This is a genomic window from Salegentibacter sp. BDJ18, from assembly GCF_017579965.1.
GTDB lineage: Bacteria > Bacteroidota > Bacteroidia > Flavobacteriales > Flavobacteriaceae > Salegentibacter.
Window position 1 is genome coordinate 110,034 of the sequence record NZ_JAFLQX010000021.1, and the last position, 22,818, is coordinate 132,851.

The 22,818-nt window shown below is 34.1% G+C and carries 17 protein-coding genes and 2 tRNA genes; 9 read left to right on the top strand and 10 right to left on the bottom strand.

All coding sequences use genetic code 11. The features are described from left to right. Genes J0871_RS12090 through J0871_RS12115 form a run of 6 tightly spaced genes read right to left on the bottom strand, consistent with a single transcriptional unit; the run spans position 1 to position 5,220 of the window. Complete coding sequence (locus J0871_RS12090; RefSeq protein WP_208225568.1) at positions 1–1,143, bottom strand: beta-ketoacyl synthase N-terminal-like domain-containing protein; 1,143 nt, start codon at positions 1,141–1,143, stop codon at positions 1–3. Next, entirely contained in the window at positions 1,143–1,562 is a 420-nt protein-coding gene (locus tag J0871_RS12095; protein ID WP_093302737.1) for a thioesterase family protein, read from the bottom strand. The genes J0871_RS12090 and J0871_RS12095 overlap by 1 nt, the downstream gene beginning before the upstream one ends. Position 1,563: 1 nt before the next feature. Further along, positions 1,564–2,013: a hypothetical protein gene (locus tag J0871_RS12100; RefSeq protein ID WP_075326915.1), complete on the bottom strand. Its 450-nt coding sequence runs from the start codon at positions 2,011–2,013 to the stop codon at positions 1,564–1,566. Positions 2,014–2,025: 12 nt separating this feature from the next. After that, positions 2,026–2,904: a lipid A biosynthesis acyltransferase gene (locus J0871_RS12105; protein ID WP_208225570.1), complete on the bottom strand. Its 879-nt coding sequence runs from the start codon at positions 2,902–2,904 to the stop codon at positions 2,026–2,028. A gap of 3 nt (positions 2,905–2,907) precedes the next feature. After that, a complete protein-coding gene (gene fabG, locus J0871_RS12110; RefSeq protein WP_208225572.1) occupies positions 2,908–3,639 on the bottom strand; it encodes a 3-oxoacyl-ACP reductase FabG in 732 nt (243 codons plus the stop codon). Between the two features lie 48 nt (positions 3,640–3,687). Next, positions 3,688–5,220: an aromatic amino acid ammonia-lyase gene (locus J0871_RS12115; RefSeq protein ID WP_208225574.1), complete on the bottom strand. Its 1,533-nt coding sequence runs from the start codon at positions 5,218–5,220 to the stop codon at positions 3,688–3,690. Positions 5,221–5,339: 119 nt separating this feature from the next. Here J0871_RS12115 and J0871_RS12120 point away from each other — a divergent pair, with 119 nt between their 5' ends. The 9 genes from J0871_RS12120 (at position 5,340) to J0871_RS12160 (ending at position 15,867) form a co-directional block, all read left to right on the top strand. After that, a complete protein-coding gene (locus J0871_RS12120; protein ID WP_208225576.1) occupies positions 5,340–6,578 on the top strand; it encodes an NAD(P)/FAD-dependent oxidoreductase in 1,239 nt (412 codons plus the stop codon). A gap of 146 nt (positions 6,579–6,724) precedes the next feature. Continuing rightward, positions 6,725–6,806: transfer RNA gene (locus J0871_RS12125), tRNA-Ser, on the top strand. A gap of 215 nt (positions 6,807–7,021) precedes the next feature. Continuing rightward, positions 7,022–7,096: transfer RNA gene (locus J0871_RS12130), tRNA-Pro, on the top strand. 249 nt (positions 7,097–7,345) lie between these two features. Next, positions 7,346–8,557 carry a site-specific integrase gene (locus tag J0871_RS12135; protein WP_208225578.1) on the top strand — a complete coding sequence of 404 codons (1,212 nt, stop codon included), beginning with the start codon at positions 7,346–7,348 and terminating at the stop codon, positions 8,555–8,557. A 282-nt stretch (positions 8,558–8,839) separates the two neighbouring features. Further along, on the top strand, positions 8,840–10,357 hold the full coding sequence (locus J0871_RS12140; RefSeq protein ID WP_208225591.1) for a hypothetical protein: 1,518 nt from the start codon (positions 8,840–8,842) through the stop codon (positions 10,355–10,357). Then, positions 10,354–10,785, top strand: coding sequence for a hypothetical protein (locus tag J0871_RS12145; RefSeq protein WP_208225592.1), 432 nt, complete (start codon positions 10,354–10,356; stop codon positions 10,783–10,785). Before J0871_RS12140 ends, J0871_RS12145 begins: the two co-directional genes overlap by 4 nt. Before the next feature lie 71 nt (positions 10,786–10,856). Next, positions 10,857–11,276 carry a hypothetical protein gene (locus tag J0871_RS12150; protein WP_208225593.1) on the top strand — a complete coding sequence of 140 codons (420 nt, stop codon included), beginning with the start codon at positions 10,857–10,859 and terminating at the stop codon, positions 11,274–11,276. A gap of 2,039 nt (positions 11,277–13,315) precedes the next feature. Beyond that, the gene (locus J0871_RS12155; RefSeq protein ID WP_208225594.1) at positions 13,316–15,517 is read left to right on the top strand and encodes an FG-GAP-like repeat-containing protein; all 2,202 of its coding nucleotides are present in this window, start codon (positions 13,316–13,318) and stop codon (positions 15,515–15,517) included. A 128-nt stretch (positions 15,518–15,645) separates the two neighbouring features. Continuing rightward, entirely contained in the window at positions 15,646–15,867 is a 222-nt protein-coding gene (locus J0871_RS12160) for a hypothetical protein (RefSeq protein WP_208225595.1), read from the top strand. A gap of 10 nt (positions 15,868–15,877) precedes the next feature. Here the strand turns inward: J0871_RS12160 and J0871_RS12165 are convergent, their stop codons facing one another. From J0871_RS12165 to J0871_RS12180, 4 genes are all read right to left on the bottom strand, one after another. Then, positions 15,878–17,035, bottom strand: a complete 1,158-nt coding sequence (locus tag J0871_RS12165; RefSeq protein ID WP_208225596.1) for a DUF4249 domain-containing protein — start codon at positions 17,033–17,035, stop codon at positions 15,878–15,880. A gap of 122 nt (positions 17,036–17,157) precedes the next feature. Beyond that, the gene (locus J0871_RS12170; protein ID WP_208225597.1) at positions 17,158–18,867 is read right to left on the bottom strand and encodes a hypothetical protein; all 1,710 of its coding nucleotides are present in this window, start codon (positions 18,865–18,867) and stop codon (positions 17,158–17,160) included. A gap of 15 nt (positions 18,868–18,882) precedes the next feature. Then, on the bottom strand, positions 18,883–20,049 hold the full coding sequence (locus tag J0871_RS12175; protein ID WP_208225598.1) for a DUF4249 domain-containing protein: 1,167 nt from the start codon (positions 20,047–20,049) through the stop codon (positions 18,883–18,885). Between the two features lie 17 nt (positions 20,050–20,066). Beyond that, entirely contained in the window at positions 20,067–22,817 is a 2,751-nt protein-coding gene (locus J0871_RS12180) for a carboxypeptidase-like regulatory domain-containing protein (RefSeq protein ID WP_208225599.1), read from the bottom strand. Position 22,818 lies beyond the last annotated feature (1 nt).

A 22,818-nucleotide genomic window follows, 5' to 3' on the forward strand; every position in this document is an offset into this window, starting at 1 on the left:
TTATTCTTTTTCTGCTTTAAAAACCAAAGCCAGGTTACATCCGCCAAATCCCGACGCGGTTTTTAGGGCATAATAGATTTCTTTGTGTTTATTACTTTGAATAATATTTAAAGACTTCGAAACTCCCAATTCGCCGAAATTTTTAGAAGCAATTAATTCATTATTCAGCATCGAATGTTTGGTTATAATACTTTCTAATAAAGCTGAAGCGCCCAAAGTATGCCCATAAAAACCTTTTAAGCTATGAATTGGCACTTCCTGCAAACCAGATCTATGAAATGCAATACTTTCCATCTCGTCATTATATACCGTAGCCGTGCCGTGTGCCGATAAAAGCCCGACTTTTTCTGCGGAAATTGATGCATCTTTTAGCGCTTTTTGAATGCTTATATATAAACCCTCCCCGGTCCGCGAAGGCCCCGAAATATGGTTGGCATCATTCGCAGAAGCATCACCAATCAAACTGATAACATTTGAAATCTCGGGCTTTTCAGTACTTACCATGATAGCTGCTGCGGCTTCTCCAAGGCTAATCCCGTCCCGTTCTTTTGAAAAAGGTTTGCAGGCTTCAGTGCTTAAAGCCTGGAATGAATTAAAACCCGAGATCACAAAATCACTCACCAAATCCGCTCCAACAACTATGGCATTTGTAAATTTTTCAGAATTCCCCAACCTTCTTGCCACTGCAAGGCCTAATCCTCCGGAAATACAGGCGTTGGAAAGAATTATGGGTGTTTGCTTAAAACCGAAAAAATTAGCAACAATTTTACCCAATTTACTTAATTTTAAACGACTTTCAGGAAAATCGCCAGGTTCTTTTAAAAGGTTTATGTTTCCTTTGGTGGTTGTAAGAATTAGCGCAGTTTCTGTTAAATCCAGGTTTTTATTTTTGTCCAGGAGCTGCTTTACTGCCAGCAGGATCATTTTTTCCAGTTTGGTAAACTTTTCAATAGCTCCAATTTCTGAAAAAACCTGGTTTAATAGTGTTTCATCAATAATTCCGGCAAAAAATTGGTTTTCGGTAAATTCTGGTTTCTGAAATTTTAAACCCGACTTTCCCTCACGAATGGCCTGGATATTTTCTTTGGTAGAAAATCCCAATGGAGAAATAATCGCATCTTCTAACAGGTAGAGTTTCTTCATTAAAGCAGCTTCATTTTCTTTTTCCAATCTAAGAAAAACGGCGGATTATTTAATATCAATTTCCGGTTTTCATCCAGAAAAACCTGTAGCGTTTCTCCGGTGCAAATCAGGTCTTCCCCTTTAAAAATTTTATAACTGAAATTTATTTTTGCAGCTTCAGAATTTATAAAAGTGGTTTCCACCTGAAACGAATCGCTATATTTTAAAGGCAATTTGTGTTCGCAAATAGATTTTACAATTGGTGTGGAAAAACCTTTAGTTTGAGCATCTAAGTAAGAAATACCGTGTTCGCGGCCAAAATCTTCACGACCTTCTTCGAAATATTTTAGATAGTTGCCGTGCCATACAATTTGCAACGGATCACACTCGTGAAAACGGACTCTTAATTTTGTAATGGTGGTTAAGGATTTCTCCAGCATATTAATCTACAGTAACAGTTTTCATTTCTGAAGTGGCTAAAAGCTTTCCTTCTTCATCAAAAGTACGTGCACCAACCGAAGTTACATTCATAAACTCCTGAAGGATTTCTACGTACGTGACTAATTTAGTTCCAGCTTTTGGAAGTTCAAGGATTTCAACAGCTTTAATAGCGCCAATAAAACCGGTTTTTGGTTTATCCAGTCCGCTTAAAAATCCTTCGTAACCACGCCAAAGCGACATACTTTGGGCCATATGCTCAATAAGACCCGGTTCAGAAAAAATGGCATCTTCCACCAAAATATTATCCATAGGTATGGTGAACCCGGTAGTGCCGGTCTTATCGGTGTATTCCAATAAACTGTCTACCATAACAAATGGAGGTTTTTGTGGAATTAACTGCAGAATTCGGTCTAATTCTCTAATTGGTTCTTTGAGTAAATTTTCTGCCATAAGCTGTTTTTTTTAGCTGAAATCGTTCCAGTAATCGTAATAATTATACCATTGATGCGGATACTTTTTTAGCATAATTTCCAGGTTTTCAAGATAAGCTTTTAATAGATTTTTCGCATCATTATTCTCAGGATTATAAGGCCTGGCATAAAAATGATAATGAAAATTCTTCTCTCGCATAATATGTACAAATAATACAGGAATTTCATTACGGGCCGCTAATTTAAATGGTCCCTGCGGAAATTTCACTGGTTTTCCCATAAAATCTTGAGTAAAAGTCTTAGCATTTTCGGTATACCGGTCTGCGGCAAAAACCAGGAGCTCGTTGTTTTGAAGTGCACGGTTCATCTCAAAAATATGGGAAAGATCTTCTTTTAAAACAATGAGTTTTATAGCCGATTTCCCTGTAACCGAATCCAGGTAGTCTTTAATTTCCTCGTGCTCTAAATCGGTTACCACCAGGTTTACAATATGATGATTGTTGGTTTCATCAAAAAAATGTTTTGCAAGATTAAAATTTCCAATGTGAGCGGTAAGTAAAATTCCTCCTTTTTTCTGTTGAAGTAAGTTTTGGATATTCTGAATCCCATCAAATTCAAAGCTATATTTATGTTTTAATCCAGAAGCTATAGCCACGCGATCTAATTGAATTCTTCCGAAGGTAAAATAGCTTTTATAAACATTTAAAGCCGCTTTAATTTTTAAAAAACCTAATCTTTTTCGAAATAAATAATAAACACTTTTAGTAGAATTAAAAGCGAAGAAAATAAAGTAAAAAGCTACAAAAAGAAGGACAAAATAAGAAGCATCAAGCCCGAAAGTTTTAATTATAAAAACGTAGATCCTTAATCCCAGAACGGTACCACGCGATTGTCCTTTCCAATTAGACATAATTTATGAATAGAGTCCGCCGTTAATATTAATGACTTCACCGGTAATGTAAGAAGCTTTCTTTGAAGCGAGAAAACTCACCAAATCGGCTACTTCCTCGGCTTCGCCAAAACGATTTAAGGGAATCAATTTTTTAAGTTCATTTTCATCAAAATCGGCTGTCATGTCTGAAGTGATAAAACCGGGCGCTACAGCATTTACAGTAACTTTTCTTTTACCAATTTCCTGCGCCAGAGCTTTCGTGGCAGCGACCACCGCTCCTTTTGCCGCCGAATAATTTACCTGGCCGGCATTGCCTTTTAATCCGGAAAGTGAAACAATATTGATAATTCTACCATAGCGCCTTTTCAGCATATCTTTTAATAGAGGCTGGGTAACATTGTAAAAACCGTTTAAGCTAGTGTTGATTACCGAATGCCAGTCTTCAGGTTTCATCCACATAAAAAGTCCGTCGCGGTTTATCCCGGCATTATTTACAATGATTCCAATTTCTGCTTCCGGATTATCTTTATTGAAATATTCAAGCGCTTTAGAAGTTCTTTCAGCATCAGCCACATCAAACTGCAGCAAATTACAGTTTACGCCTTCAGCCTCAATTAGTTTTTTGGTAGATTCCGCAGCTTCGGCATTGGATTGGTAATTCAGTAAAATATTATACTGCAATTCCTGGGCTATTTTTAAAGCAATAGCTTTTCCAATTCCACGAGAAGCACCGGTGATGAGGGCGTATTTCATTTAATCTTAGGTTTCAGGTAGGTCTCAACTGTGCTAGACCTCACATTCTTAATAAACTTCGTTATTTTTTAGATAATCTTTTACTTCGGCGTTGGTTTTATACAAGGGGAAATCCTCTTTTATTTCAGGGATAATTTTATTCATTTCCTTAAAAATCTCCCGGGTTTTTTTTGATAGTTTTTCATCAAAATCCAGGTACCGCAAAGCCTGCACAATAGTAATAATTTCTACCGAAAGTACTTCAAAAGCATTATCTATAACAGTTTTTGTAATATTCGCTGCATTAGTGCCCATACTCACAATATCCTGGTTATCATTATTGTTTGGAATACTGTGAATATACATTGGGTTAGCTAAAGTTTGATTCTCGGCAGTTGTAGAAACCGCGGTAAATTGCGCGCCCTGCAATCCAAAATTTAATCCCAGTTTTCCAAGATTTACAAATGCCGGTAAAATATCGTTGAGTTTATTATTCAATAAATAGTTGAGTTGACGTTCCGCCAGCATTGATAGTTTAGTAACCACCAATTTTAATTTATCCATTTCCAGAGCTACATAATCTCCGTGGAAATTTCCGCCGTGATACACATGCTCGTTTTCCACATCTATAATAGGATTATCGTTGGCAGAATTTACTTCTTCGATAAGGATTTTGGCGGTATGTTCTATGGTGTCATAAACCGGACCTAAAATTTGTGGCACGCAGCGCAAACTATAATATTCCTGTACTTTTTCTTTAAAATACGTGTTTTTATCGGCCGTATCATTATACAAATGCTCATTACGGTCTCGCGTAAGTTTACTGTCTTTTAAATGATTTCGCATTGTTTCAGCGATCTTTTGCTGGCCTATATGTTTTTTAGCGGTGTTTAACTCTTCAGATAAATGATCGTCGTAAGCCTGAACGATCTCATTAATAGCCGAAGAACAAAAAACCGACCAATTGAGCAGGCGTTTGGCGTAAATTATATTTACAATCCCAATGCCGGTCATTGCCGAAGTACCGTTCATTAAAGCCAGGCCTTCCCTGATTTCAATTTTTATAGGTTGAATATTTTCTTCAGCAAAAACCTCTTTAGTTTCACGACGTTCATTTTTATAAAAAACTTCTCCTTCTCCAATTAAAACCAGCGCTAAATGCGCTAATTGCACCAAATCTCCCGAAGCTCCTACTCCACCATGTTCAAAAATTAATGGGGTAATATTTTTATTGATAAGCTGTTGCATAACTTCAGCCACAGATTTGTGTACGCCAGATTTCCCCAGGGAAAGCGTATTTAAACGCGCAAGCATCAGCGCTTTTACATACAGCGGTTCCATAGGTTTCCCGGCACCTGAAGCGTGACTTCTAATTAAATTATACTGAAGTTGTATACGGTCCTTATCTTTTATCTTATACTGGGCCATTGGGCCAAAACCCGTGTTTACGCCATATATCACCTTATTCTGAGAAAAATCTTTTAGAAACTCAAAACTGGATTCAATTTTGGAAAGATTTTGTGAAGAAGACTGAATTTCAGTATTTTCAAACAAAACCTTGTAAAAATCTTCCAGGCTAAGGGCATCATTAATTTGGAGCATAGGCCGCATTATTGTTAAGAATCTTAACAAATGTACTATATTTAGACCGTATTTAAAATTGCTGATTTTCGATTTAGAATGAATATTTAATGGAGATCCAAATAGTTGAAACCTTTAAAATGAAAAAACTTGAAACCCAAATCTTAATTATTGGCGCAGGACCATCTGGAATGGTTGCTGCCGGTTATTTGAAAAAGCACGGGGTTAATTGTTTGGTGGTAGAAAAAAGTAATTTTCCGCGTTTTAGTATAGGTGAGAGTTTACTTCCTAAGAGTATGGAAAATTTTGAGGAAGCTGGATTACTGGACGCTATTATGACAGCCGGATTTCAGAAAAAATATGGCGCTAGGTTTATAAAAAACGGAAAAGTTGGTGAATTTGATTTTAGTGAAAAATATGGCAATGGTTGGGATTGGACCTGGCAGGTACCACGAGCCGATTTTGACCTGGTTTTGGCAAATGAAATTCAGCGACAGGGCGTAGAAATATTCTTTGGTGCCGAAGTTTTTAATGTGAATTTCTACGGGAAAAAATCGACTACTGAAATTCTTATCAACTCTGAAGAAAATATCGAGATAAACGCTGATTTTATAATTGATGCCAGCGGTAACGGTCGGGTTTTAGCTAAGCAATTAGACTTGAATACTTCTCCGAAAATTACGGGTAATTCTTCAATCTTTACTCATATTAAAGAAACAAATAGACCAAAAGGAAAAGAAGGTGAATTGATAACCTTTGAAGTTTTGGATACAAAAACCTGGTTTTGGTATTTTCCTTTTTCAAATGGAAATTCCAGTCTCGGTTTCGTTAGCGAGGATGAGTGGTTTAAAGGTTTTAGTAGTGATAATTCAGTAGCCTTTAGGGAAATGCTCAAAGAACTGAAATATTACCGGGGCAGATTTGACGAGGAATTATTTCTTTTTAACCCGATAAAAATTCCAAATATTTCAAGAAATGTAAAGAAAATGTATGGCCACGGATTCGCTTTATGCGGAAACAGCGCCGAGTTTCTTGACCCCATTTTCTCATCGGGAGTTGCCTTTGCCACCGAATCTGGTTTGCAGGCTGCCAAGCTTGCCAAACTTGAAGTTGAAGGTAAGGCTGTAAATTGGGAAAAAGATTATGCTGAATATATGCAAAAAGGAATTTCGGTATTTAGCAGTTATGTAAAAGAATGGTATACCGGGAATTTGCAAAAATTGTTTTTCCATGAAATGCCAAAAACTGAAATAAAAGAACAAATTTGTGCAGTTCTCGCAGGCTATGTTTGGGATAAAAGCAATCCGTTTGTAAAGAATCACCAACGAATTATTAAAAATGTAGCGCGCTTAATAGACCAGGAAGAAATAAATGTTTAAAAACTTTTAATCTTAAAATTCTGATGTCAAAGCGTTTAAAAATTACTACTTATTTTATTGCATTCTTTAGCCTAAAAAAGTTTGGAAGGTAAGTAAGTAAAAGTTACATTTGCAACCGCAAAATTGTTTGCACGTTCTTAAATATTGGAGAGGTGGCAGAGTGGTAATGCAGCAGCCTGCTAAGCTGTCATCCTTCGGGATGCCCGGGTTCGAATCCCGGTCTCTCCGCAAGATTTTTTAGTCTGCGGATTTTTATTCTCCTTTTTCTTCTGGAAAAGATAGGGATAATCTTCCTCCGTCTCCCGGACTGCTTTTTGAAAGAGTATTTTGGATCGGAAAGGCTAAAATTTTTAAGCTAGTAAGCTTAAGCTATAGGTATAGTCTCAATATTGTTGGGATATCCTCTGGCCAGTTATCGCGTCGAGCGCGATTAAAAAATTACTCGGGGTGTAGCGTAGCCCGGTTATCGCGCCTGCTTTGGGAGCAGGAGGCCGCAGGTTCGAATCCTGCCACCCCGACTTTAACAAGTTATATTTTAACACAAATTAAGGGTAATTATATGGTTTTCATATAGTTACCCTTTCTTTTTGTGCTCAAAATTTAACAAAAAGTGTTAAATTTAATGTGAGTTAATCGTGAGTTCACGGTGAATTTGTGAGTTAATCGTGAGCTATTTTTTTTGTATTTTTAGATTACTGATACTCTATAATTACGTATTGTTAGTTTGACTTTCGCCTTAATAATTGTTTCATTTAAACAACAAAGCTATGCGCACCAGTCAAACCTTTTCCATTTCTTTTATTATTCGTAAAAAGAAAAAACAATCTGAATTAGCCCTCCTCTATGCCCGAATTACCGTTAACGGCAAATCATTAGAAATTAGTTTAAAACGCACTATCCCGGCGGACAAGTGGAATCAAGCTGCCAGTAAACTTATCGGTAGTAGTATGGAAAGCCGCCAGATCAATAAAAAAATTGATGAAACCAAGGCACAACTCTATAAAACCTATGACAGCCTTACCAAAGAAGGGCTGCTAGTAAACACGCAGACGGTCAAGGCTAGATTTATTGGGACTGACCAGAAGCATTTTACCCTAATCTATTTAATCAATTATCACAAAGAGAAAATGGATAAGGTTTTAAAGTATGGGACTATGAAAAATTATGCAACTACAGAAAACTACCTAAAAGATTATTTAATAGTGCAATATCATACTTCAGATATTTATTTAAAGCAGATTGACTATCAATTTACACTGGGATTTGAAAGTTATTTACGAGGTTTACCAAGCCTTCAGAATAACGGTGTAATGAAACATATGGAACGTTTTAAAAAATTGATGCGCCTGGCCGAAGATTTAGACTGGATTGAAAAGAACCCAACTAAAAGGTTTAAACTCCGATTTGACCAGGTAGATATGGTGTACTTATCCAAAGCAGAATTACAAAAGATAAAAGACAAAAAATTTACAAGAAGTACCCATAAAATCAATCGTGACATTTTTGTATTCTGTTGTTATACCGGTTTGCCTTATGGAGATGTCAAGGAGCTAAAGAAAAAGCATATTCAAATTGGTGTGGATGGAAAAAAATGGATTTATACCCGAAGGATTAAAACCAATACGATGCTGAGAATCCCACTGTTAGAAGAAGCCGAACGTATTCTGGAAAAATACCAGGATCATCCAAAAGTATGTTCCAGTGATATTTTACTTCCCGTATACTCCAACCATAAAACCAATCAATATTTACGGGAAATAACCAAAGCCGTAAAAATCGATAAGGAATTAAGCTTCCACTCAGCCAGGCATACTTTTGCTACCACAGTAACCTTAGCTAATGGAGTTCCTATAGAAACGGTATCTAAACTTATGGGACATACCAAATTATCGACTACTCAAATTTATGCCCGGGTAATTGATTCTAAAATTTCAAGTGATATGGACTCTCTGAGAATGAAATTAAATAATAAAAATTAAACCTAATTAATGTTTTTGATAATAAAACCTGGATCTTTTGGGAATAAATTTAAAGCTTCCTTAACAGCTATTTTATGGGATATTTCGAGGTGAAATATAACTAAATAAATATCAGTATCTTGATTTGTATAATAAATATAGATGAAAACTATGAATGCTAAATTAAGGGGAAATAGCAAGATTTCTACTGATTTAACTTTGGCTGAATAGCAATACGTATTTAAATGGGAATGGATTTTTTGAATTCTCCTAATGAAATACAGTTGATCCAAACTAATTTGTATGAAAATTCGTTCAGCCTGTGGGTCAAAATCGAATATCAATAGGATTATTGTTTTTTTCTCTTTTCTTTATTTGTTTAATTGCAGTTATAAATTTTTTAAAAAAACTTACCTTACAAATCAACAAATGAAAAATAATTATTTTAAAGTTTTCCTTTTCCTTTTCTGTATTTTATTAAGCGGATGTGAAACGGAAGATCCAATTACAGAAAATGAGCAAATAGGTCATATTAATAATCAAGATTCTATTAAACCTATCAAAGATTGGTTCATCTTACAAAAGCAGAATAAAAAAGAAAATGATATACTCGATTTTATTGATAAGATAAAATGGAATAATGCAAAACATTTTGAATTTGAGGACTATTCAATTACTCAGGTTAAAATAAAATTTATCAAAAACTATCAAATAAAATTATCAGATAAAGTTTTAAATAAATTTGCTCTAATAATATTAAGAGATAAGACCACAGACAATATCTTTTCTTATTTAGTTGGGTCAAATAAAAAATTAAAATTAAACGGAGAAGATTTATTTTTTGACATATTTAAAAATAATAACATTTTTATCATTGAAACCAACCTTAAGGATCTTCAAAAGACCGAAAAAAAATCTAAGCGTCAGAATAATAAATCAGAACAGGAAGTTTGCTATGAACTTGTAGAAGTTTTTAGCGACGGAAGTGTAACACCCACAGGAATACAATGGTGTGTGGTTCCAGCGGGCTATGGTCACCCCTCAACTGGAGATTCCGGCGGATCCGGTACTGGGGGCTCTTCCTCCTCAGGAGATTCATCATCTGAATTTGACCAACAATTATATGAATGGTTGGAGCATATATATGACGGAGAATTGGAAGATAACGAATGTGCAAATCAAGTCTATTCTAAACTAAAAAACACAGGTACTATGCACAATGTCCTAAAAGATTTTATGGGAGAAGCACCTGTAGCTCATATAGAATGGGATATTAGAGCTTTGCCTGAGGACGTAAATGGAACAACATACGCAACAAACAATAATGAACTTATAAATATTTCTCTAAATCAGCATTATGTAGATAATGCTTCGTCGATTTCGTTGGCAAGAACTATGCTTCATGAAGCATTACATGCCGAAGTTATGCGAAAAATGATTTCTGTATATCAATACCCTGAACCTGATTCAGAACTAGAAAATCATTTTCCGACTTATTGGAATTACTATTCAGCTTGGTATCAGTTAGTTGATCCTGAAGATCAAAATATTCCAACGTTTATGCACAATCATATGGCAGATATGTATAGAGGGAGAATTATTGAAGGTTTAAAAGAATTTGATCGAGCCAATGGAACTTCTCACGATGATTGGGAATATAAAGCTTTAGCCTGGGCAGGTTTGGAGGGAACATTGGCATGGAGTAATTTTGAAGACGATCATCCCAGTTTAGCAGCCGAATATGAGGATTATTATGAAAAACAAGCAAATAAAGGAAATAGTTGCAGTAATTACGTACACGAAAAACCTGAAAAATTATGAATATTAAGACCTTAAGTTTATTGTTCTTTACTTTAATGTATAATCTTCTCTTTTCGCAGGAGTATGTTGAAACCAATTATATGGGGCGTGAAGGAGTGATCTTATGCCGAAGTTATTTCACTGATGAATATCTTCAAACTCATGAGGTATTTAATTTAAAGGTTTCTGAAGTACATAAATTTGAAAAAAAATTAGATGAACTAGGCAAACCTTATAAATCGTATGTTAGGAAATATGAAGGAATTGTAAAAGATGATCAAAAACTTATTTCAGTTAAAATGCTTAAAAATAATACTTTGCATCAATATAATAATCCCAATTGGAAAGAAGATAAAACGGTTTATATCCACACTTGCGGGGTAAGAGGAATTATCTATAATATTTTGACGGATAAAATTATTTATAATAAAAACTATGAATGTAAATAAAAACCTAGGTTTTTATCAAAAATAATTCAGAAAAAGAATAAATGGATTAAATACCTTAGAAAGACCAGAAAATGATATTAAAAAAAATATTTTTCCTTATTTTTTTTTATATCAATCAATCTTACTCTCAAGAATATAGAGAAATTACCTACGAAGGGATAGAAGGAGTAATACTCTGTAAGGAATATTTTTCTGAAAGATATCGTGAAACATATAATCTTTCCCCTGAAGAAGTTTATGAATTTGAAAAATCTCTTGAAGGAACTGAAAATCGGTATCCATATTATTATAGAAAGTATCAAGGCTTAATTAAAGATGGAAAAAAGTATATAAATAGTAAACTAATAAATCGGGTTTATAAAGATCAGTATTCTCCAAATTGGAAAGAAGACAAAACCTTATATATACACGAATGCAATACAAGAACCATTGTGTATAGTTTTTCTGAAAAAAAAATTATATTGAATAAATTTAATGAATGTGGGGATTAGATTATCTTAATAAAAGTTAGTTTTTACAAAAATGGAATAGTACTATAGAAGAACATCAGTTTAATTCTATTTTACTAAGGAGTCTACCGAGCAGAATATCTGGTTGCAAAGCGTGGAAAAAATTAAAAATGAATGACAGCAAAAGGGTAACACGCAGAGCGATGCTATTCGATTTCTTTTTTAACAAAACCCTGATTTTACAGGACTTTTAAATTTGAAACTTTAAAAAAATATCCACCCTAGGGGATATACCTGTTTGGAAAGTTCCGTAAAATAAAGATGACAGTAGCCAGTAAGTATTAAAATGGTATCCATTCACCACTTTTACTTCCACTTCGCAAAAGCACCATTTTTACAAAAGGGGTTCATTACTAATTGTCCTGGACACGAGCCAAAAAGCTTAGAATGTTAAATACTGAAAGAATAATATCGAAAAATCTTTTTGACTCAAGTCCGCCTGGGCAGTAACTAAAATTCACCGATCAGGATTTCAGAGTTTTTTTATACCTTCTTGCTTCACCTTACCTTTTGATGCTAAAAAAACAAGCTTTAAAATTAACCGGAGTGCATAACCGCTACGCTTTTATAACTCCTCTATAATTTAAAAGCTTGAAGATGAATGGCAACAAAAGGTAATGCGACGGCTCTGGAAGAAGTAAATAAAAATAGCGGAATAAATCAGTCCATCCTGATTTAGAATATTTTTTCTTTTCACCGGCAAAAGGAAAATGCTCCAGATGAAAAAAGTAAATTTTATTATCTAGATGATGGCGAACTTAGGCAGTTAAAATTTTTCTTTGAGTAAAATCTCGAAATTATTAAACTGAATTAGTAGCTCGTTTTCCAAATGCATTAAAGAAAAGGAAAGCAAGATGTGTCATTGTAATGACAATCTTGCTTTGCGCCCGATGGTTGCAAAGGTTTTAAAATAAAAAACTTGCCGCTAAAACGATAAAATTTACCTCAAATAGCCTGAAATCCTCAGTAAAACCGTTGAAAGTAGGATCAAAACTTAATCCGAATTAGACCACTAGTTTTATACCGGAGTAGTGAAGTGAAGGAGAGATTACCAGTAAACGGGCTGGAACACCCTGAAAACAGGCTAAAATTTACTGGTATTATAAAAAGCAAATTGGTTTTGCGCCCTATGCTGTTTTTATTTTTCACTTAACTTCCCGTACGCTATAAAAACAGCATAGGATCCAGCGCTGTAAGTTATGGTAGATTTGGGGGCTATATTTTTCTTTTTTAACTAGCTTTTTTATATCAAAACCTGCAAAAATCTATACAAATTTCCGCATCGTTTTATTTTTGATGGAAAAGTGATGTGGAAACGATGCGGCTGAAAATCCCCAATATTACTGGTCTTATTTATATCTGGCATCATTTCATCAAAAAAAGAAGAAATTATCGGAGGATTTTCTATTCTGTTGTGCTCTATATTGATGCTTTGATGAAAATCTTCCGGCAAGCCTTGATGATATTGAGTTTACAACCGCATCACTACTGCATCGTTTCATCGTTTTTTCTTTGCTTTAAAAATACCCATAGTTTCTCATGGAATTTAGGGAGTACTTTTTCGGGGTATATCAAGGCCATAAAAACTGTTTAATTTCTTAGACAATTATTTGTATATTTGATTAGGTCAGAATATCAAACTGTACCAATACGTTCTATTTAAATTGTGAGTTAATCGTGAGTTCAAAAAACTGGATCTGCGTGAAACCATATAAATACTGGCGGTTTCAGCGTTTTATAAGCGTTCTGCCACCCCGACTTAATATAAACCACTTAGAAACCTAAGTGGTTTTTTTATGTCTTAAACTGAAGTATTAGCAGAGGTTCCTCGTACGTTTCGGCATTTACACCCTTATATAATATTTTCCTTCTATTATTAAAAAAAGATTTGAAGGCACTTCATAAAAATATTTTATTTCCTTAGGTTTAATAAATTAAATAATTCAATTTCACCTATCTGTATCAGTCAGCAAATCCAATTCATTTAGATAGAAATAAAGGTAATATTACCTTATAAAATCATGAAGTATCTATTTACTACCCTATTTTCAGTTTTAGTCTTTGTTTCCTGTGACAATAAAAAGACAATGCCTGAACTTCTAGAGGAAACAGCCGAAAATCAATTTTTTGTACCCGAAAATATTTATGCGTCTTCAGTAAGAGCAGCATATTTTGATAGCATAGCACAAGTGGCACCAAAAAACCAAAAAGAAAGATATAATCTTAAAAGAGCGCGTGCCCTGTTATACGCCGGTAGAACCGAAGAAGCTATTACTATCCTGGAAAATTTAAGAGATGCAAGTAGCGGCGGGCTGCTATTATACAAACTGGAAGCTCATGAAGAAGAAAGTATAGGCCCTTTACTCGCTCTGGCTTATATGCGCCTGGGTGAACAGCAAAACTGTATACATCATCATGATGCTTCAGCATCCTGTATTATTCCAATTAATCCAAAAGGCTTTCACCAGGTTCCTAATGGCTCCAGGAATGCCATTAAACTTTATGAAGAATTCTTAAGACAAAATTCACACGATTATAATAGTAAATGGCTTTTGAATATTGCTTATATGACTTTAGGAGAATATCCTGAAGGTGTTCCCGAAAAATGGTTAATTTCTGAAAGGGCTTTTGAATCTGATTATCCACTGAAGAAATTTGAAGATATTGCCCCCAAATTAGGTTTAAATGTCAATGAGCTATCAGGTGGCGGAATTGTAGATGATTTTAATAACGATCATCTTTTAGATGTATTGGTTTCCAGTTGGTCGCCTTCAGATAATCTTAGGTATTTTATAAATAATGGAGATGGAACATTTACAGAAAAAACAAAAACTGCCGGTTTAGAATTAGTTACAGGTGGCCTGAATATGGTACAGGCAGATTATAATAACGACGGTTTTCTAGATGTTTTTGTAATGCGGGGTGCCTGGATGGGAACTTTAGGTAAACATCCAAATTCTCTACTTAAAAATAATGGAGATGGCACTTTTACCGATGTTACTATTGAATCTGGTCTACTTTCCTTCCACCCTACCCAAACCGCCACCTGGGCAGATTTTAATAACGATGGTTGGGTAGATTTATTTATAGGAAATGAATCTGAAAAAAATAATATTCATCCTTCTGAATTTTTCAAAAATAATGGAGATGGTACTTTTTCTAACACAACTTCCAGTGTAGGACTTTCGGTGAGTAAAAAAGATCAAACATTTTATATAAAAGGTGTAACTAGCGGGGATTATAATAACGATGGCTGGATGGATATTTATATTTCTACGCTCCAGGCTTCAAGCAAAAATTTATTATATCTAAATAATGGAAGTGATGACAAGGGAAATATAAGTTTTAAAGAAGCAGGAGCTGAAGTAGGATTGGGTGAGCAAATTTCCAGTTTTCCCACCTGGTCTTTTGATTATAATAATGACGGTTGGATGGATATTTTTGTAGCCGGATATCGAAAAAGCGATTTTTACACCATTGTCCCAGACATTACTAAAGAGTATTTAGGCGAACGAAATAATGCTGAAACGATGCGCCTTTATCAAAATAATAAAGGAACATTTACCGATGTTTCTGCAGCGGTTGGATTAGATAAAATAGGCTACGCTATGGGTGCCAATTACGGCGATTTGGATAATGATGGTTATCCTGATATTTATTTGAGTACAGGAGAAGTAAGTTACGAGTCTATTATTCCAAACAGGGTTTTTAGAAATAATTTAGGGGAAAAGTTTCAGGATGTGACCACAGCAGGTGGCTTTGGCCATATACAAAAAGGCCACGCCGTCTCTTTTTCTGATATTGATAACGATGGTGACCAGGATATTCACGTAGTTATGGGCGGCGCTTATGAAGGTGATAAATTTTTTAATTCTCTATATCTTAATCCGTATGATGCTGAAAACAATTGGATAAGCTTAAAACTAGAAGGAATTGAAGCAAACAAGGCCGCCATAGGAAGTGAAATTGAAGTTTTAGTTACGGAAAATGGAAAAACACGTTCTATATTTCATACCATTAGTTCTGGCGGTAGTTTTGGTGCCTCTACTTTAAGGGCTCAAATAGGATTAGGAAAGGCTTCAGAAATACAAAAAATCACAATTAAATGGGCCGGCAGCGGTACCTCACAGGTTTTTGAAAACCTCAGTGTAAATACCTTCTATAAAATTATAGAAAATAGAGCTGAAGCTACAGAGCTGAATTTAAAATCAATAACGCTGTAAATACCACCTATTTTTTAAATCTCCCGATGGTTAATAAATTACTTATTACCAAAAATTTTAAATTCCATAACAATACTTTAATGCCCCTTTAAGAGTTGGTGTAAGCAATATTCTGTAATTTAAAGGTTATGAAAAATAATGGAATTACATATTTAATAATCACCTCGCTTCTGTTAGTAGTAATAACTAGCATGGTTTATTTTAATATTAATTTTCCGGTGATTTTTTATCTAACCCTTATAGGTCAAATTCTACTCATATATACTGTTTATAAGGTTCTCACCGATAGTTATAAAACCAGGAAAACCTTTGATGATTGGTATGAAGATTATCCTGATAGTAAAGGCTAATAAATTTCAATTAATCTTCCCAGAAATCAGGTTTTTCATTAGTTCCAAAAAAAGTACAATCTACACATCGAGCTGGCAAAACATAGATACCTCCCGATGTGGTTACTCCTCCCCATCTTACAGCATTTCTTTCTAATTGTTCTATTAAATTATCGAGACTTGGTAAAGTTTCTTCGCAAAGAGCAAAAGGTACAAATCGCGGTCTAATACCTTCTGGGTTATAAAAATCTCCGTAATTAAAATAAATTCTTTTTGTATTGACTGAAGAAACATCGAAAAATCCTATAACATTTTCATCTGGGTTGTTTGTACTTTGGATATTTCCATCGAAAAACCTTGGTTGACTTTGAGAAAAAATATTATTAGATTCTGAAAGCTCTTCTAAAATTTTATAATAATTATAGGCTTTTCTACTTATTACATATTGCTTAACTAAAAGGCTATATCTATTCGAAAGACTAGGGTCTTCTGAATCTATAAATTTAATTAGTAAATCGCTCACTCTATCCTCTGCTAGTGAATTTGTATTTGCAAGTATTATCTCCTGGGAATTATTTGTTTGGTAACAAGTGTATTCTTCCTTTTGCTTGGGTACTTCTACGGGTAAGCCATCTACAAGAATCAAATCTTTATGCTTAAAATAATTTGAATTAAACTTAAAAGTTTCTACATATTGGTACCTATAATAGTTCGTACCGCCAGGAGACGATTTATTGTTTAGGGTAATGGCAACTCCATCTTCACCAAGGTAATTAATTCTATTAGCTTCTAATTCACCAATATTACTATTTCCCGTCAGTTGCGTTGGGTCAGATTTAAATTCTTTACCGTTCACACGAATATTAAGCTCGTATTCTATTCCCGGGCGGGCAGCAAAACTGTCGATAGAAAAATAGCGACCAGGTTCCACTTCCTCAAACATATAATCTCGGTTTCCTGTTACCTGGATGCTTGCTCCAGACAAGGGATTAGGACGTGTAGAATCTATTTTAAAAGCCTGCGATAGTTTTATTTCGTGTTTTTTCAACTCATTTGTTACCAGAGCTTCAATCACAATAGCATCTTCAAAATTTTCTGAATTTAATGGAATTTCTTCTACACAAGAGGATAGACACACCGCGAAAGCTATGAGAAAAAAATGCGCTCTATATTTCAAACTTAAAGTCATATAAATTTAGAATGGTAAAAATTTAAAATAGACCTCTTGGTGGTTGCTACCTGTTTTTCGTCTTAAAAAGCTTTAAACGTTTACATCTTTAATATACAAAAGTATAATATGGTATTTATACCCTATTCTACCTTAAAATCTTTTTTTAAAGATATTGGTTTACCATTATTGGTAAACCCCTGAAGATTAATTTCAAATTCTCCGGTAAGGTCTGAGGTATAAAATTTGAGTTCATTATTTTCAGATTCAAACTTTCCTGTTGGATTCCACCAGAGTTGATATCTATAATCCGGAATGCGTTCTAAATTTTCAGATTGATAATCGGGGCTATAATATTTCTTACGATTTTGGGTAGTATTAATAGGTTGTAACTTTATAGAATTGTCTTTAAAAGCTTCAGGAAAATCTCCGTCTTTGGTTTTCACAACTACAACTCCCTGGTAGATTTCTGGACCAAAAAAGAATTTACTTCTTAATAGTCCAATACTTTCAATTCTTTCTGCCTCAAATGAAACTAATTTATCGTGATCCTGTACCACTACCCCATCTATTACGAGTAATGCCGGCAAGATAAATTCTCCGTTTGTATTCCTATTTCGTACTAATATACTATGGCTTCCATCAGCATTTCTTTTAATTCTACCATTTTCAATAATTTCTATAAAAGTTTGAGTAACCTCAGAAAAACGGGTGTAATCATCTAAATTAAACTTCTCTAGCTCTTCTTCAAAAAAATATCCTTTATTCCCGGGAAATACTGTGCGATCTGCTTTGGTAGCCGAATATGCATTTTCAATCTGATTATTAATACTTTTTTCTAAAATATATTCTTTAACTCCCTCATAAATCTCTGGAGTTTCAAAAGTTATTGAGCTGAGATCTGGTTGAGGCCTTTGTGCTAATTGTATACTATAATTATCATTTTTATTGTTGGCAATTTGAATTAAAACTTCATCTTCATTAACTGGCTGGTCTATTATAAAATTAAATTCACCATTTTCATCAGTTGAAACAATTTTTAATTGATGCTCCTGCCCTGGAAATGAGATTATTAAATTATTTTTTATTTGTTGATTATCGCTACTAATAACCTTTCCGGTAATAAGGGATCCCCGTACTTCCGGGAGTATTAGCGTATCTGAAAAATCCCAATGAATATTTTTATATGATTCATTAAAATTAGTGCTGCTCCATAATTCAGGTTTATTTAAACTATTTTTTCGTCTCACTGAAACTGAAAAATTTCCTTCTATTTTAGAAGTACCATCTAGAGTGATGACTACTTGCTCCCGGGTTGAGAATGAAGTTTTCTTCAGTTTTAAATTAAAATTAGGCGTATTTTTTTCAGCAGTAATATTTTTTGATATTGTTGGTTGAGAATCATTTAAAGTAAATCCTTTATTTTCTGATTGATAGGGATTTAAAACATAAACATCCTGTTCAAAATAGTTTTGATCAGCATTCAACATCCAGTTGGTATATGCTAAAATTTTATAAGCTCCTGAAGGTAAATTTGACGGGATAAAAAATTCTGAATAAGACTGACCTCCCTGAAGCTGCAACTTATGTTTAAAAACCTGTTGCATATCTGAATTTACTAAAATTACCCAACCTGTTTTGCTTAATTCGCTAAGTTTGTTGGTTTCGCTGTTAAGGCAATAAAACTTATAGAGTAATTTTTCTCCACTAAGTAATAAACTACTGTTTACGTGAAGATACACCCGTTCTTTTGGCACTTCATTTTGAAAAAAAATACCCTCATCTTCAATTTGGGCAGTCACGATTTGGGCAACTAGTGCAAAGAAGAGAAATATATAAATTTTTTTAATCATTTTATAAGTTTGAAATTAATCTTCCCAAAAATCAGGTTTTTCGTTTGTGCCAAATACCGTACAGTCTACACATCGTCGTGGCACAACATATACAGGACGCGCCTGGTTTAGCGGCAAAGGAATTGGAGTTTCGTACCATCTAACCGCATTATTCTCCAGTTGTTCCCTTAAGAGCTCTATTGTAGGAAAGGTAACTTCACATACAACATCAGAAACAAACTTTGGCCTTATACTTTCAGGATCATAGAAATCATTGTAATTAAAATAGGTTCTCTTAGTTGAAACCGATGAAACGTCGAAAAAGCCAATAATTTTTTCATCTGGATTAGTAATATTTGAAATATTCCCTGCAAAAAAACCCGGTTGGCTTTGAGAAAAAAGATTATCAGACCCTGATAACTCCTCAAGAATTTCATAATAAGTATACGCTTCCCTACTAATTACAAATTGCTTTACAAGAATACTGTACCTATTAGAGATTTTAGGTTGGTTTGAATTTATAAAATTTATTAATAGATTATTTACGCTATCTTCTGAAAGTGAGTTAGTATTAGCAAGAATTAAATCCTGAGATTGGTTTGTTTGGTAACAAGTGTATTCTTCTTTTAATTTCGGGACCACTTTTGCGATACCATTCTCTATAATAATATCTGAAGTTTTAAACATGTTAGAGGTGAATTTAAAAGTCTCGATAAACTCATACCTGTAAAAGTTGGCCGTTCCCGTTGTATTTTGATTATTTAGCGTTATTGCTACCCCATCTTCTCCACGATAATTAACCCTATTAGATTCTAATCTACCAATATTACTGGGTTCAGGTAATTGCATAGGTTGGGATTCATACTGATGGCCGTTTACAGAAATGCTTAATTGATAATCTATCCCGCGCTGGGCAGCAAAACTATCTTTTGAAAAATAAATTCCCGGTTCTTCTTCTTCAAAAACATATTCATTAACCCTAATAATTGCACCAGATAAGGGATTTGGTCCCGTGGTATCTATTTTAAAAGCCTGAGACAACTTAATTCGCTGTTGTTTTATCTCGTTAGTTATAGATCCTTCAACAACAAGCGCTTCTTCAAAACCTTCGTTTTCAATTGGTATTTCTTTTACACAAGATGCGAGAGTTGCAGTAAGGCCAATTAAAGCAAAGAAAATTTTATATTTTAAAATTAATTTCATCAATCTTATTAAGTTATCTAGAATCTAAAATTATAGGTGATAGTTGGAATTGGAATTGAAAAAATAGAACTCTGGTAAGCTTTTACTTCTCCGCTATCGGTTACAAAAAATACCGAATATGGATTATTTCTTCCTAAGACATTATACACTGAAATATTCCAAAAACTATGTGCAAATTTTTCAATTTTATGATTTCCTTCCACATTAAAACTTAAATCCAGGCGGTAATAATCAGGGATCCTAAACTGGTTTCTATCACTATACATTACGTATTCAGAATTATTAAAATTATATTTTGCAATAGGATAAGTAACTGGGCGACCGGTTTGATAAACAAAGTTGGCAGAAAAACTGAAACGCTGGGTAAGCTTATAATTTAGTACCGCACTAAAATCGTGGGGTTTGTCAAAATTGGTAGGAAAAAACTCCCCATTATTAACTGTTTCTTCCTGGAAATCTCCCTCTAGTTTTATAAAAGATCTTGAATACGTATAGCCTAAATAGCCATTAAGCCTCCCTTTATTTTTCTTTAAGAGTAACTCTGCTCCGTATGCCTCACCTTCCCCCTGTAAAACTTCAGTTTCAATATTTTTATTTAGAAATAAATCGGCTCCTACTTTATAATCTAAAAGGTTATTTGAAGTTTTATAATAACCTTCTAAACTAAGTTCATAAATATTGTTATCAAAATTCTTAAACAATCCCAATGCAAACTGATTAGCTCTTTGGGGCTTTATATAATTATCTGAAAGCTTATAAGTATCGGTTGGTGCGGCAGTTGTGTTATTAGATAAGGTATGAATGTATTGATAGGTATTATTATAGCTTAATTTGGTAGAAAATGTAGGTGTTAAGAAATACCTGCCTGAAATTCTCACCTCTGGCCCACCATAGGTTTCAATCACTTCCCGGCTATCATAAGTTTCTACGTCCGTTATTGTATTTTCATTTCGGGGTAGACCGGCCTCATAACTGTTTATTTCAGCTGGTCCAAAAGCTGTATAAAACGAGTATCTTAATCCCGCATTTATTAATAACCTTTCGGTTACTTCAAAACTATCTTCAATAAATATGGCAGTTTCTAAAGCTCTTTCCTTTGAGATACTAAGTGGTTCAATAAGTGATTCTGCGCTGCCGGGATTTATATTTCCTGGGGAAACATTATAATACTTGCCACTTATTCCATAATTAAAAGTATGAGCATTATTATGAAAATATTTCATTTTCACTTTTACTTCAGATTCATTAATGGTATATCCAGATTCAAAATCATTCCCAAAGTCACTCTCAAAATCTAAATTGAAGTCATAATTGCTATTAGTCACCACCAATTCGCCCTGGTGTTTTTCGTTTATAAACTTATTATAAGAGAGGGAAAACATTCTGTTAGTATAACTAAAAAGGGAGTCTGATGTGATACTAAAAACATCGTTGCTGTAATATCCGCTTACATTTAACTCATCACTATTATTAAATTTATGATTGTATTTCGCTACTACATCATAAAATGAAGCCCGGCTGTCTTGCAAAGATTCCTCTTCCAGAAGATTCAATATCCAATCAGAATAAGTTCCCCGGCCCCCAACTATTAAACTCGATTTACCATCTACAATTGGGATCTCAAGGCTTAAATTTCCGGTCACCGGCCCAATAGAAACCTCTCCCGCAAATTCCTCTTTATTTCCTGTTTTGGTATTTAAATCAAACACAGAAGATAATCTCCCACCATATTCAGCAGGAATACTTCCTTTATAAATACTTACATCGCCGGTGGTAAAAGGGTTTAATCCAGAAAAAATACCGAAAAAATGGGTGGGATTATAGATAACACCTTCGTCAAGTAAAATTAAATTTTGGTCAGTTTTCCCGCCTCTCACATTATATCCGCTGGCTGCTTCTCCCGCTGTTGTTATACCTGGTAAAGTAGTTGCAACTTTTAAAATATCACGCTCTCCCAATACCAATGGAATATTTTTAATCTCAGCTACGTTTATTTTATCTACACCGGTAAGCGCTGTTCTTACATTATCTCTGGCATTTGCTTCAACCAAAACTTCACTCAACTCTTCAAAGCTTTCGTTTAGCTGTAAATTTAAAACTCCGTCATTATATACAATTAGGCGTTTTTTAACCTTGTCCACCCCTAGCGCCTGAGTTTCTAAAATATTTATTCCTTTCGGAAGTCTGATTTCAAAATTTCCATTAATATCTGTAACTGTTCCCTTATTCTGGTTAGGAATTAAAATATTTAAACCTGAAATTGGATCTCCTTTTTCTGAAACCACTCTTCCAGAAAGCCGATATGTACTTCTATTAGATTGCCTGTTTTCTTTTCCTATTAAAACGGTTTCAACTACTTCTGCCTGTTCTTCATTCTCATTGTAAAAAACTGGATCATTACTCTGGTTTTCCTGTACTATTTCTCTTTCTTCCTGAATTTCTAAAAAGCCTTTCGGAAGCCTGTCATAAATCAAACTACCACGGGTAAGAATAATACGTTCTCCTTTTATATAGTAATTAATATTGGTTTCCTTCAGGATATCTTCCAATACTATAGTAAGTTTTTCATTTGAATACTCCCCGGAATATTTATTTAAGCCAAACCAATCTTCCTCAAAAAAGAATTTAAAATTGGTGATAGATTCCATTTCCTTTAATATTTCAGGAAGTTCTTTGTTTGTAAAATTTAAAGAAATTTCCTGATCAGTTTTTTGAGCGTAAGAAAATTGGAAGCAGAAAAGTAATAAAAGGAGTAGAGTTTTTCTCATT